Source organism: Streptomyces lycii (assembly GCF_009735685.1).
GTDB lineage: Bacteria > Actinomycetota > Actinomycetes > Streptomycetales > Streptomycetaceae > Streptomyces > Streptomyces lycii.
Genome location: NZ_WHPN01000349.1, coordinates 1 through 12,806, shown reverse-complemented (window position 1 = coordinate 12,806; position 12,806 = coordinate 1). Strand labels below are relative to the sequence as shown.

General features: G+C 74.3%; 9 protein-coding genes and 2 pseudogenes. 6 read left to right on the top strand and 5 right to left on the bottom strand.

Annotated features, from left to right (window positions below):
- A pseudogene (locus tag GCU69_RS32775) lies at positions 1 to 1,158 on the top strand (hypothetical protein); the annotation flags it as partial.
- 94 nt (positions 1,159 to 1,252) lie between these two features.
- Positions 1,253 to 1,939 (top strand): TetR/AcrR family transcriptional regulator, encoded by a 687-nt coding sequence (locus tag GCU69_RS22700; protein ID WP_098751596.1) that lies wholly within the window; start codon positions 1,253 to 1,255, stop codon positions 1,937 to 1,939.
- 340 nt (positions 1,940 to 2,279) lie between these two features.
- On the opposite strand, the gene pulA is transcribed toward GCU69_RS22700, so the two are convergent.
- The gene (gene pulA, locus GCU69_RS22695) at positions 2,280 to 4,997 is read right to left on the bottom strand and encodes a pullulanase-type alpha-1,6-glucosidase (RefSeq protein WP_328630015.1); all 2,718 of its coding nucleotides are present in this window, start codon (positions 4,995 to 4,997) and stop codon (positions 2,280 to 2,282) included.
- Between the two features lie 370 nt (positions 4,998 to 5,367).
- Positions 5,368 to 6,789 (bottom strand): annotated as a pseudogene (locus GCU69_RS22690) (alpha-amylase); the annotation flags it as partial.
- 519 nt (positions 6,790 to 7,308) lie between these two features.
- Here GCU69_RS22690 and GCU69_RS22685 point away from each other — a divergent pair.
- The 3 genes from GCU69_RS22685 (at position 7,309) to GCU69_RS33980 (ending at position 9,335) form a co-directional block, all read left to right on the top strand.
- On the top strand, positions 7,309 to 8,352 hold the full coding sequence (locus GCU69_RS22685; RefSeq protein ID WP_156207031.1) for an ion channel: 1,044 nt from the start codon (positions 7,309 to 7,311) through the stop codon (positions 8,350 to 8,352).
- 14 nt (positions 8,353 to 8,366) lie between these two features.
- Positions 8,367 to 8,864, top strand: a complete 498-nt coding sequence (locus tag GCU69_RS22680; RefSeq protein ID WP_098751600.1) for a GNAT family N-acetyltransferase — start codon at positions 8,367 to 8,369, stop codon at positions 8,862 to 8,864.
- A gap of 75 nt (positions 8,865 to 8,939) precedes the next feature.
- Positions 8,940 to 9,335 carry a DUF397 domain-containing protein gene (locus tag GCU69_RS33980; RefSeq protein WP_235978642.1) on the top strand — a complete coding sequence of 132 codons (396 nt, stop codon included), beginning with the start codon at positions 8,940 to 8,942 and terminating at the stop codon, positions 9,333 to 9,335.
- Positions 9,336 to 9,351: 16 nt separating this feature from the next.
- Here GCU69_RS33980 and GCU69_RS22670 read toward each other — a convergent pair whose 3' ends face one another.
- Positions 9,352 to 10,086: an SDR family oxidoreductase gene (locus tag GCU69_RS22670; RefSeq protein WP_156207030.1), complete on the bottom strand. Its 735-nt coding sequence runs from the start codon at positions 10,084 to 10,086 to the stop codon at positions 9,352 to 9,354.
- 209 nt (positions 10,087 to 10,295) lie between these two features.
- On the opposite strand from GCU69_RS22670, the gene GCU69_RS22665 reads away from it, so the two are divergent.
- Positions 10,296 to 10,883, top strand: coding sequence for a TetR/AcrR family transcriptional regulator (locus GCU69_RS22665; RefSeq protein ID WP_156207029.1), 588 nt, complete (start codon positions 10,296 to 10,298; stop codon positions 10,881 to 10,883).
- Positions 10,884 to 11,133: 250 nt separating this feature from the next.
- Here the strand turns inward: GCU69_RS22665 and GCU69_RS22660 are convergent, their stop codons facing one another.
- Together GCU69_RS22660 and GCU69_RS22655 are read right to left on the bottom strand one after the other, a co-directional pair.
- Positions 11,134 to 12,204, bottom strand: coding sequence for a LacI family DNA-binding transcriptional regulator (locus GCU69_RS22660; protein ID WP_408055836.1), 1,071 nt, complete (start codon positions 12,202 to 12,204; stop codon positions 11,134 to 11,136).
- On the bottom strand, positions 12,192 to 12,806 hold a 615-nt coding region (locus tag GCU69_RS22655), incomplete at its 5' end, for an alpha-amylase family glycosyl hydrolase (RefSeq protein WP_156207028.1). The genes GCU69_RS22655 and GCU69_RS22660, both read right to left, overlap by 13 nt.

Genomic DNA, 12,806 nt, shown 5'->3' with positions numbered 1-12,806 from the left:
GACCGGGAACTGCTGGGCCGGGCACTCGCCGCCTGGGCGCGCCCGTCCGCCGTCACGGTGTCGGCCACACCCGGCACCGCCTCCGGGCCGCCGCCCGGCCCCGCCCGGCTGCTGTTCGCCGGTGACGTCGAACGGACCGCCGTCGTGCTGCTCCACGACGGGCTGCGGGTGGTCCGGTACGCCGAGCCGCTCGACCCGCGGGCGGGTTCCGCCGTGCTGGACCTCGCGCGCGCCGACGCGGCCGACACCGCGTCCGCCGCCGCCCTGGTGCTGCACCGGGACGAGCAGCACGTGCGGCACCTCACCGCCCCCTGGGTCACCGGCGGGCGGCTGCGCGACCTGCTGCGCCCGGACGCCGCGCCCCGGCCGCTGGACCGTTCGGAGGACGGCGTGACGGCCCCGGCGCCCACTCCCGCCACCGCGCGGGAGTGCGACAGCTGGCCCGCGATGGAGCTGCGCACCGATCCGTCGGTGCCCGCGCCCGCCGCGCTGCTCCTCACCGACCTCGGCGAACTCACCCCGGCGGAACTCACGTACGGCGAGCCGGGCGCGGCCGCCGCGTCCCGCCCGGCGGCACCGGGCACGGGCACCGGCACGGCCGCCACCACCGCCACGGGGCCGACCGGCACGACCGGCGCCCCGGCCGCCGCGGCCACTCCGGCCGCCGTGAGCACCCCGGCCGCCCGTACGAGCTGGGCCCGTTCGGCGTGCGAGCTGGCCGGGCTGCGCGCGACGGGCGTGCGGTCCGTGAACTCCTGGCGGTTCGCGGTCCAGCCGCTCCCGGACGGCAGCGGCAGCGGTGACTGGCTGTGCACCCGGGCGGAGACCTGGCGCGGCGGGGGCAGCCGGGTCTCCGCACAGTTCCAGCCACCGGCCGAACGCCCCGGCGCCCCGGGCACGGTCGCCGCCCGCGCCACGGACTCACCGGCCTGCGGGGCCCGTCGGCCGCAGGTGCTGGCGGGTGTGCTGTGGCGCTCGGCGGCCGGCCGGTGGTATGTCCTGGCGGCGGGAAGTCCGCAGGTGGTATCGGTCCGTACGACCGGTGACGGCGGTGTGCGGGCGGCGGGACGGCTGCTGTCCGTACCGGCCGACGGGGACACCCGGGCCGGTCTGCGGGGGCGGCTCGCGGACGGCGCCGAACTCACCGCGCTGGACTGACGCGCGCGGCGGCCCGTCTCCGTCCGCACGCGCAGGCGAGCCGAACCGGCCCGAGGTCTGGCCTGATCCGAGCGTTTCGTTAGAGTGTGTGCCCATGACGACCGTGGTGCGCCGGAGGATGGGTGTCGAGGAGCGGCGCGAGCAGTTGATCGCCGTGGCGCTGGAGCAGTTCAGCCACCGCTCCCCCGACGAGGTGTCCGTGGACGACATCGCGACGGCCGCCGGGATATCCCGCCCGCTCGTCTACCACTACTTCCCGGGCAAGGACAGCCTGTACGAGGCGGCGGTCCGGCGCGCGGCCGATGAGCTGGCGAACCGTTTCGTCGAACCGCGTGAGGGCTCGCTGGGCACGCGCCTGCTCCGCGTGATGGGCCGCTACTTCGACTTCGTCGACGAGCACGGACCGGGCTTCGCCGCCCTGTTGCGCGGCGGCCGGACCGTGGGCTCGGAGAACGCCGACGCGATGATCGACGACGTCCGCGAGGCCGCGTACCGGCAGATCATGCACCATCTGGAGGTCGACGACCCGGGTCCGCGCATCAGCCTGGTCGTCCGCTCCTGGATCGGTCTGGCCGAGACCACCGCGCTGACCTGGCTGGACGGCCGCCGCATCCCGCGCGCCGAGCTGGAACTCCAGCTGGTGCACAGCTTCCTGGCCCTGGCGTCGGTCAGCGCCGCGCAGGACGAGGAGACCGCCCGGGTCGTGCGCCGGGCCGTCGCCGAGGAACGGCCGGACAGCCCGTTCTCGGAACTGGTCGCCCAGCTCACGGCCACGGTCTGAGCGCCCCGCGGGCCCCGGCCCGCCCTGCCCCGGCGCCGGGTGTGCTGCCCCCGCCGCGCCGTTCACCGTGCGCCCGGGTCCGCCCGGCCGTCCGTTCGCCCCGGCCATCCGTTCGCCCCGGCCATCCGTTCACCCGGCCGCCGGCCGGAAGGCCGCCGTCGGACGGCAGCCGCTCACCGGTCGTGTCGGACGGTCGCCGGTCGTTTCGGACGGTCGCCGGACAGTCGCCGGCCGGTGGGACGACCGCCGGTAGCGCCCGGAGTTGCCCGGGCGGGCGCTGAACGCCCGCCCGGGGGTGTGCCGTTCCGGCCGCCGCCGGCTTTCCGTACCGGTGCCGCCGTCAGCGCCGGAACACGGCGGTCGTACGGGCCGGGACCGTGAAGGTGCCGGACGCGGCCTCGTACGAGGACTGCCGCACCACCGGGTCCGCGCCCCGCTCCTGCACCGGGTGCAGCCGGTAGTCCTGCCCGGCGAGCCCGCCGACCCGCTGCCGCTGCACCTCCGGGGTGGCGTTGAAGACCACGACGAGGTCACCGAGCGCCATGGTGATGACGCCGGGCGTCTCCCCGGTGCCGGAGAGCGGGAAGGACAGGGCGGACTGCACCGCCCCGGCGGAGTCCAGCCCGAACGCGGGCTCGGTGGTGCGAATCCTCAGCAGGTCCCGGTAGGCGGCCGAGGCGCCCTCGATCTCCGCGCAGCCGGGCGTCAGTGTCTCCTCGGTCAGCAGCGGCTTCGCCCAGGGCCACTTGTCCTCGTTGTCGGCGGCCGGCGGCAGTCCGCGGCCGAAGCCGTTGCCGTCGCGGCAGTCCCAGTGGAGGGCGTTGAACCAGTCGCCGCTGTCGTAGGAGTTGCGGTCCAGCGACTTGGAGCGGAGCAGGTCGGTGCCCGCCTGGGAGAGCGCCGGGCCCTGGGAGAGCGCGGCGGTGGCCATGCTGAGGACCTGCATCCTGGCCCGGTCGGCGGCGGGGGTGTCCTTCGGCAGCTTGAAGGCCAGGGCGTCGTAGAGGGACTCGTTGTCGTGGGCGTCGGCGTAGGCGAGGGCGTCGCCGGGGGCGGCGGCGTAGCCGGCCGGGGAGCCGTTGTAGTCGACCTCGGAACCGCTGACCCTGCGTCCGGAGGTGTCGGTGAAGGTGTAATCGGCGAGGTTGCCGCTCAGCCCGACCTTGACGAGGTCCTGGTAGTGCAGGAGGCGGGCCCGCTGTTCGGCCTCGCTGCCGTTGGCGGGCGATCCGTTGGGATCGGTGAAGAGGCCGGAGCCGAAGCCCTGCACGCCGGGGTCGGCGTCGAAGGGGCCGCCGCCGCGGACGGCGTCGCGGGCCCGGTCGCTGAAGGTGGCGATGCCGGTGCCGGCCATGTTGGCCTGGGTGGCCTGCTCGAAGCGGGCGTCGCCGGCGATCTCGCCGAAGTCCCAGCCCTCGCCGTAGAGGACGACGCTCTTGCCGTCGACACCGTCCTTCGCGGGCGTCAGCGCGTCCAGGGCCTCGCGGACGGCGAGGATGTTGGCCTTGGGGTGGTGGCCCATGAGGTCGAAGCGGAAGCCGTCGACCTTGTAGTCCCTGGCCCAGGTGACGACCGAGTCCACGACGAGCTTGCCCATCATGTCGTGCTCGGGCGCGGTGTTGGCACAGCAGGTGGAGGTGGCGACGCTGCCGTCGTCCAGCAGCCGCTGGTAGTAGCCGGGGACGATCCTGTCGAGCACGGACTTGTCGTGCTGCCCGCTCGCGACGGTGTGGTTGTAGACGACGTCCATGACGGTGCGCAGCCCGGCCCGGTTCAGCCCCTGGACCATCTGCCGGAACTCGACGGTGCGGCGGGGGCCGTCGGGGTCGGAGGCGTACGAGCCCTCGGGGACGGTGTAGTGCAGCGGGTCGTAGCCCCAGTTGAAGGCGTCGCGCGGGGCGGCTTCGGTGACGCAGGCCTGCTGCCGCTCGGAGTCGGCGGGCAGTGCGGCGAGGTCGCAGTCCGGCTGCGCCTGGTCGGACCTCTTCTCCGGGACGGTGCCGAGGTCGAAGGCCGGGAGCAGATGGACGTAGGAGGTCCCGGAGCGGGCGAGCTTCTTCAGGTGGCGCATGCCGTCGGAGTCGTGGTCGGTGAAGGCGAGGTATTCGCCGGGGTGCGCGGACGTCTTGTCCGCGACGGAGAAGTCGCGGATGTGCAGCTCCTGGATCTGCGCGTCGCGCAGCGGGGTGGGGGCGGGCTTCTCCAGGGAGTCCCAGCCGTCCGGGGCGAGCCGCGGGTCGGCGAGGTCGGTGACGAGGCTCGCCTTCGAGTCGGCGGTCAGCGCGGTGCTGTACGGGTCGGTGACCCGGTTGGTGACGACTTTCTGCGCATCGGGCGCCCAGACGGTCACGGCGTAGCGGTACGGCTTGCCGCGCCAGCTCCGGTCGCCCCGTACGCTCCACACGCCGCTGGCGCCGTCCCGCTCCATGCGGACCGTCCGGCCGTCGAGCTCCAGGGAGACGGTGCGGGCGGTGGGCGCCCAGACGGACAGGGTGGGGACGCCCTTCGCGGAGAAGACCGGCCCCAGTTCGGCTTGGACGGCGCGCTCGCCGTAGAGGTCGTCGAGGGCGCCGGGGAGCTGGACGCCGGTGGCGGCGAGCAGCGTGCCGGCGTCGTCCCGCTGGACGGCGGCCACCTGGCCGCGGAGGGCCGCGCGGACCCGGCCCCGGTCGCGCGGGTCGAGGGTGAAGGCGGGGCGGCCGGCGAGGTGCGGATGGGCCTTCTGCTGGGCTTCGTCGAGGGTGGCGGGGCGCAGCCGCAGGGCGTGGGCCGCGCCGGACAGTTCGCCGTTCCGCACGGTGATGCCGCCGTTCGGGGCGTACAGCAGCCGGGTGCTCGCGGCGGTGGTGCCGGAGTCCCAGACGACGGTGTCCCGGTCGATCCACTGGGCCTCGGCCCTGCCGAGGTCGGGAGCGGCGGCGGCGCGGTCCTCCTGCGGGGCGGCGGACGGCGGTTGCTGGGGCGGCGCGGCCTGTGCGGACTGTGCCGCGGGCAGGACCGCCGCGAACAGCGCGGCGGTGACGGCGGCGACGGCCGCTCGGCGCGGGTGACCGGTCACGGGTCGGGGTCTCCTCGGGTGTGCGGACGGTGCTGACGGTGCTGACGGTGCTGACGGGCGGGCGATCGGGCCGGACGGGCACGGAACGGAACGGATCCGGCCCGGGCCGGGGGCGGTGCCCCGGGCCGGGGTGAGCCGGGCCCGGGGCGGGCGGGCCGGCCGCCCGGCGGTCGGGGAGGACACTGCCGGGTGGCCGGCCGCCGCGGGGAGGGGCGACGGGCCTGCGCGGGGACGGGGTCGCGGTGAACACGGAACCGCGGTGGTCGCGGTGGACCGAGACGGGACCGTGGTGGACCGGGACGGGGTCGCGGAGAGCCGGGACGGCGCTACCGGACCGGCGGACGGAGTCCCCGTGACGCCACGGGGATCAGCAGCCGCGGGCGCCGGTGTGCAGCGCGAGCGCCGTGTTCGGCCCCAGCGAGGCGGTGAAGCGTCCGCCGCCGTCCACGGTCACCCTGTTGCCGCTCTGCACGTCGCAGTAGTCACCGGCGGGCAGCGAGGTCTGGAAGGTGCGGCTGAGCGTCCCGCTCTCGTGGTTGACGACGACGTAGCCGCTGCCGCCCCGGCCGAAGGCGATGGCGTCGTTGCCGTTGTCCCACCAGTCGGTGACGGCCGCGTCGCCGACGGTGTTGCGGAAACCGACCATGCTCCGGATCTCCGGCCAGTCGTGCTGGCACTTCCAGCCGTCCTGCCAGCAGGCGTGCACGGTGCCGCCGTTCGGGGGGCCCGCGTCGCGGTCGCTGAACTCGTAGCCGGAGTGCACGTCCGGCGCGCCGTACGGCCAGGCGAGCATGAAGACGTGCGCCAGGGTGTAGTTGGCGTTGTCCTTGTAGCTGAGGGTGTCGCCGCCGCGCTCGGTGTCGTGGTTGGCCACGAACACGGCGGAGCTGCCGCTGTCCATGTAGCCCCAGCCCTCGCCGTAGTTCTTCAGATACGCCAGGTTCTCGCTGTTGAAGACCCGCTTGAGGTCGCGGGCGTAGCGGAACTCCTGGACGTCGCCGCTGCCGAGATACTCGCTCGGCGAGACGGCCTCGCCCGCGCCGTGGATGGCCTCGTGCTTCCAGTACACGCCGGGGTCGGCGAGCTTGCCCTTGATCGCGGCCAGGTCGGCGGCCGGCATGTGCTTGGCGGCGTCGATGCGGAAGCCGTCGACGCCCAGCGAGAGCAGGTCGTTCAGATACTCGGCGATCTCGGAGCGGACGTACTCCTCGCCGGTGTCGAGGTCGGCGAGACCCACCAGCTCGCAGTGCTGGACGTTGTGGCGGTCCTGGTAGTTGGTGATCTCGGAGCGGCAGTCGTCCATGTCCTGGCCCTGGTAGTGGCCCGGATAGTCGTACTTGGTGTACGACGAGCCGCCGGTGCCGGTGCCGGAGCCCGCGGACATGTGGTTGATGACGGAGTCGGCGACGACCTTCACCCCCGCCGCGTGGCAGGTGTCGACCATGTTCTTGAAGGCGGCGCGGTCACCGAGCCGGCTCGCGATCCGGTAGCTGACGGGCTGGTACGAGGTCCACCACTGGCTGCCCCGGATGTGCTCCTGCGGCGGCGAGACCTGGACGTAGCCGTAACCGGCCGGTCCGAGGGTGCGGGTGCACTCACGGGCGACGGAGTCGAAGCGCCACTCGAACAGGACGGCGGTGACGTCCTTGGCGCCGGGCGGGGCCGCCTGCGCGGGGGCGGCCGGGGCGGTGAGGGCCGTCGCGGCGACGGCGGTCACCGCGGTGACGGCGAGGGCCGCGAACCGGGGGCGTGCGGATCTGCGCCGGCTGCCGCCGGCGGTGCTACGGGCCATGCTTCCTCCTGGGTGAGGAGCTCTCCCGCTGGGCGGGGAGAAGGGGGTTGCGGAGCAGCCTCGTGCGGCAACGCGCCATGCCCGTAAGGCCGGTGGGGACCCTGCTGAAAATCTTCCGCAAGGTCTTGCGTAACCGGACGGTACGAGCCGGGCGAGGCCCGGTCAACCCTTTGAACACGTAACGTTCACCGGTCCGGAGCGAGGGCCGCCGACCCCTGTCCGGATACTGCAAGCTCTTTCGCAAAGCATTGCAGCGGTGTTACGTTCAACGGCGACTCCGGTCCGGCCGGCCGGGGGATCCGCGAGCAGGGGCGGCGTTCGGCCGTCCCGCCCGGGGCCCCACGCGCCCGGCCGGCCGGACCGGTCACCGCACGGCGGCAGCCCCGGCAGCCGGCTCGGAAGGGCCCCGGCAGCCGGCCGGCGCACCGCTCTCCCGCGCGGCCGCCGGAGCCGGTGATCCCGCGGTCGGTACGATGCGGCTCCCGCCCGCCGTCCGTCCAGGGAGTCCAGGGAGTCCCCGTGCCGATCATCATGGCCAGGCTCGTCCAGGTCGTGCGCTCCCGCGTGCGCGGCTGGCGGGCGGCGCTCGCGGTGGCGCTCTTCGTCTTCGCCACGAGCTGGCTCGCGATGTGGCTGGTGGAGCCTGCCTCGAACGCGATCACGGAACCGGCCAACTTCTGGTGGTGGTTCCTCGTCACCAGCTCGACGGTGGGCTACGGCGACCACTTCCCGGAGTCCGGCCTCGGCCATCTCGTCGGCGGCTATGTCATCGTCGGCGGGATCGTCACCCTCACCATCCTGTTCACCGAACTGGCGGCCCATCTCTCGGCCCTGAAGGGAAAACGCATGAAGGGCCTCGTCGAGCTCGACCTCCGCGGCCACATCGTCCTCCTCGGATACGCCCCGGGCCGGACCGAACGCATCATCCGCGAACTCCAGACCGACGCCCCCCTGGAGATCGCGCTGTGCGCCTGGGAGGACGTCCCGGAGCACCCGATGGCCGAGCACGAGAACGTCTCGTTCGTGCGCGGCGACCTGACCTCCGTCGACGTCCTCACCCGGGCCCGGGTGCCGGACGCGGCCACGGTCGTGATCGACGCGAGGGACGACAACGAGGCCCTGGCCGTCGCTGTCGCCGTCGACCACCTCCGCCCGGACGTGCACCTGGTGGTGGCGCTGCGCGACATGGAGCGCTGCCGCAATCTGCGCTACGTCAACCCGGGCATGCAGTGCGTGCAGTGGCACATGCCGAACCTGGTCAGCGAAGAGACCCTGGACCCGGGGATCACCGAGGTGTACGCGGACCTGATGAGCAGCGGCGGCGTCGGCAACACCTACTCGCTGCGGCTGCCCGGGGACCTGGCGGGCGGGACGTACGGCGACTGGCAGACCCGGTTCGGCCGGGACTTCCGCGCCACCCTGATCGCCGTACGGCAGGACGGCGGCATGAGCGTCAACCCCGACTGGGACACGCCGCTCCGGGCCGGGGCGGTGCTCTACTACCTGGCCGAACGGCGCATCGACCCGGGACGGCTGGCGGCACCCGCGTCGGCGGGCCGGTAGGGGGCGGCCCGCGCATGGTGCAGCTGCGCGCGATGACGCCGGACGACTGGCCCCGCTGGCGGGACGCCCGCCTCGCGGCGCTGGCCGACGCGCCGCACGCGTTCAAGTCCCGGCTCGCGGACTGGCACCGGGGCGGCGAGGAGCAGTGGCGCGCCCGGCTGGAGGCGCCCGGCACGTACAACGTCCTCGCGCTGCTGGACGGCGACCGGACCGCCGGGATGGCGAGCGGTGTGCCGGGGGACGGCGGCGTGTGCGAACTGCGGTCCGTGTGGGTCGGTCCGGACGCGCGGGGGCGGGGTGTCGCGGACCGGCTGGTCGGGGCGGTCGAGGAGTGGGCGCTGCGCTCGGGTGCGGCGGCCCTGCGGCTCACGGTGATTCCCGGCAACGAACCCGCCGCCGCGCTCTACCGGCGCCACGGTTTCGCCGCCACCGGCGAGCTGGGCGCGGTGCTGCGGGACGGCGTGACCCGGGAGCTGGTGATGGCGAAGCGGCTCGGCCGGGCCGGCCCCTGAGCCGGTCCGGGGCGCCGGCCCGGGCCGGGCACCGGATGCCCGTACCGGGTCGAGCCCGGTGCCCTCGCCGGCTCCGTGGAGCCGCAGGACGTCAGCGCCGTCGTGACCGGTCCCGACAAGGTCGGCGACTCCTGGTCGCGCCATGGAACGCCGCGGTCAGAGGCCCTCAATATCGAGAAGTCGGCACGTCTCATCGAGCGCGGCAGCGGGAGAGCCACGCACGAGGACCGGTCCACGATCCGCCCCGTGGACGCGCGGTGGGTCGAGAGCAGCTACAGCGGCACCGGTGGCGGCGAGTGCGTCGAGGTGGCCGTCGTCCCGGGCACCGTCCCCGTGCACGACTCCGAGCGGCACGGGCACGGCCCGATGCTCCGGGCGCGGACAGCTGGTCCGCGTTCGTGGCGTACGCGGGAACGCGGACCGGGTCCGGGGGCTGAGCCCGGCCGGTTCACCCCGCGCGAGGCGGGGTGAACCGGTGGGCCGGCCGCTACCCCTGGGCGGTGGGGCGGACGACGAGGTCGCCCACGTCCACCCCGTCCGGCTGCTCGACGGCGAAGGCCACCGCGCGGGCCACCGCGTCCGGGGGAAGTCCGATCCGGTCCATCTCGCCGGTGATCCGCTTCCTGATCTCCGGCTCCATCTGCTCCGCGAAATCCGTGCGGACGAAGCCCGGGGAGACGACGGTCACGCGCAGGCTGTCACCGGCCTCCTGGCGCAGCCCCTCCGAGATGGTGCGCACGGCGTTCTTGGTACCGGCATACACCGACTGGAGCGGGACGACGCTCAGCCCGGAGGTGGACACGATGTTGACGAAGTGCCCGGTGCCCTGCTCCCGGAAGACGGGCAGCGCCTCGGCGATTCCGTAGAGCACGCCCTTGAGATTGACGTCGATCATCTTCTCCCAGTCCTCGACGCGGAGGTCGTCGAGGCGGGAGATCGGGCCGACCCCCGCGTTGCTCACGAGCACGTCGAGTCTGCCGAACCGGTCGCGGGCCAGCCGGACGAGGCCGGACAGGTCCGCGCGCCGCGTCACGTCCGTACGGGCCCAGGCGGCCGCACCGCCGGCCTTCTCGATGCGGGCGGCCAGCGCTTCCAGCCGCTCGGGACGGCGGGCCGCGAGGACCACTTTCGCGCCGCGCTCGGCGAGCAGGAGCGCGGTCGCCTCTCCGATGCCGCCGCTCGCCCCCGTGACCGCGACGACCTTGCCTTCGATTCCCAGCATGACGAACAGTCCTTCCGGACAGATAAGCGGAACAGGGCAGGCCGTGCCATGCCCTAGAGTGAAGTGGAGGCGCCGCCACTTCACTCACGTTAAGTGGGGACGCCTCCACTTAGCAACCGGCAATGGACGACCGGCAGTCGGCAAGCAGCGGCAGTCGGCAGGCGCCAACCGGCAAGCGGCAGGCAACGGCGAGCACGAGGAAAGCCCCGATGACACGAGCAGCGGGACGCCCGCTGAGAGCGGACGCACGGCGCAACCGGGAAAAGATCCTGGCCGCGGCGGTGCGGGTGTTCAGCGAGGACGGACTGGACGCCCACTTCGAGCGCATCGCCAAGGTGGCCGGAGTCGGCAGCGGCACCCTCTACCGGAACTTCCCGACCCGGGAGGCCCTGATCGAGGCCGCCTACCGCAACGAGGTGGCCCGGCTGTGCGACGCCGTCCCCGGACTGCTGGAGGCCATGCCGCCGGACGAGGCCCTCCGCGCGTGGACGCGCCGCTTCATCGACTACGCCACCGCCAAGTTGGGCATGGCCGACGCCATGCGCGCAGTCGTCGACTCGGGGACCAATCCGTACGCCGAGAGCGCCGAGCTGATCCAGACCGCCCTCGACTCCCTGATGGCGGCCGGTACCGCCGCCGGCACCATCCGGTCGGACATCCGCCCCACCGACATGTTCGCCGCCCTGGCGGGCATCGCCCTCACCTCGGCGAAGCCGGAGCAACGGGAGCAGGCCGAACGCCTCCTCGACCTCGTTCTGGACGGCCTGAAACGGGCGGCACCGGCCGCCGGCGACTGACGCGATCCGCGATGCCGCCGTCTTCGGGCCAGCCCCCACGCCGCCCGGAAACAACGCCGGTCCCGGGGCTACCGTGCCCGCGCGGACCCGCCGCACCGGCCCGGCTCGGAGCGGCGCCCCGCGGTTCGCCGGCCCGGCTCTCGGTCTGTCCGGAGCCCGGCGGCCAACTGCCAGATGCTGCCGGGGCAGTTCGCGGGAGGAAGGGTGAACGTGGCACACCTCTCCTCGGCTCCGTCGAAAGGGCCGACCGTCAGCGGGCGTCGGCCCGCCGGGCCTGCCCCGTCGAGCCGCGCACCATCAGGTCCGGCTGGAAGACGAACTCGGCCCGCTGCACCGGAGTGCCGCCGATCTCCTCCAGCAGGGCGCCGACCGCCGCCGTCGCCATCGACTGCACCGGCTGCCGTACGGTCGTCAGCGGCGGGTCCGTGAACGCCACCAGCGGGGTGTCGTCGAAGCCGACCACGGACACGTCCCCCGGCACCGACAGGCCGCGCTGCCACACCGCGCGGATCGCGCCGAGCGCCATCAGGTCGCTGCCGCAGACGATGCCGGTGCAGCCGTCGTCCAGCAGGGCGCCCGCCGCCGCCTGGCCGCCCTCCAGTCCGAACAGGGTGTGCCGGATGCGCGCCCCGGCCTGTGCCGCGGACTGGCCGAGGAGGTCGCGCAGTGCCGTGGTGAAGCCGTCCGCCTTGCGCCGCGAGGGCACGTAGCGCTCCGGGCCGACGGCCAGCCCGATCCGTTCGTGGCCCAGCTCCACCAGGTGGGTGACGGCCATCCGCGCGGCGGCCCGGTCGTCGGGGGAGACGAACGGCGCGGCGATGTGCTCGTTGTAGCCGTTGATCAGTACGAAGGGCACTCCGCGGGCCGCCAGCCGGGCGTAGCGGGCGGGGTCCGCGGTGGTGTCGGCGTGCAGTCCGGAGAGGAAGACGATGCCGGTGACCCCGCGCTCCTCCAACTGCTCGACGAGTTCGTCCTCGGTGGCGCCGCCGGGCATCTGGGTGCAGAGCACCGGGGTGTAGCCGTGCCCGGCCAGCACCTGCTCGATGACCTGGGCGAAGGCCGGGAAGATCGGGTTGGTCAGCTCGGGGATCACCAGCCCGACGAGGCCCGCGCTGCGCCGCTTCAGCCGTACGGGGCGCTCGTAGCCGAGGACGTCGAGGGCGGCGAGCACCCGCTGCCGGGTGGCGTGGGCGACGCCCGACTTGCCGTTCAGCACCCGGCTGACGGTGGCCTCGCTGACTGCGGCCTGGGCCGCTATGTCCGCGAGCCGCGGGGCGGCTGCGTCGCCGCCCCGCGGCAGGGCGGTCGTCACACCGTCCACCACACCGCGGTGTCGGCGGGCAGCACGGCTTCGCCGCCCTCGACGACCGCGCCGTCCGAGGACAGCAGCACCCGGCCGGGGGCGGGGAGGCGGGCCGGCCCGCCGGTGGTGTTGACGGTGCAGACGAAGCCCGCCGCCCCGTCGGGCCCCTGGGCGGTGCGGCGGAAGGCGAGCACGCCCTCGGGCGCGTCCAGCCACTCCACCGCGTCGCCCCGGCCGAGTGCCGGGTGTTCGCGGCGCAGCGCGAGGGCCGAGCGGTACAGCTCCAGGGTGGAGGCGGGGTCACCGGTCTGCGCCTCGACGCTGAGCCGCGCCCACTCGTCCGGCTGCGGCAGCCAGCTGGGGCCGCCGGGCTCGGGTCCGAAGCCGTACGGCGCCTCGGTGCCGGACCACGGGATCGGCACCCGGCAGCCGTCGCGCAGGCCGTCCTGCCCGTTCTCCTGGAAGAAGGAGGGGTCCTGGCGGGCCTCGTCGGGCAGGTCGGTGACCTCGGGCAGGCCCAGTTCCTCGCCCTGGTAGACGTACGCGGAGCCGGGCAGCGCGAGCATCAGCAGCGCGGCGGCGCGGGCCCGGCGCAGGCCCCGCTCGGGGTCCCCGTCGGC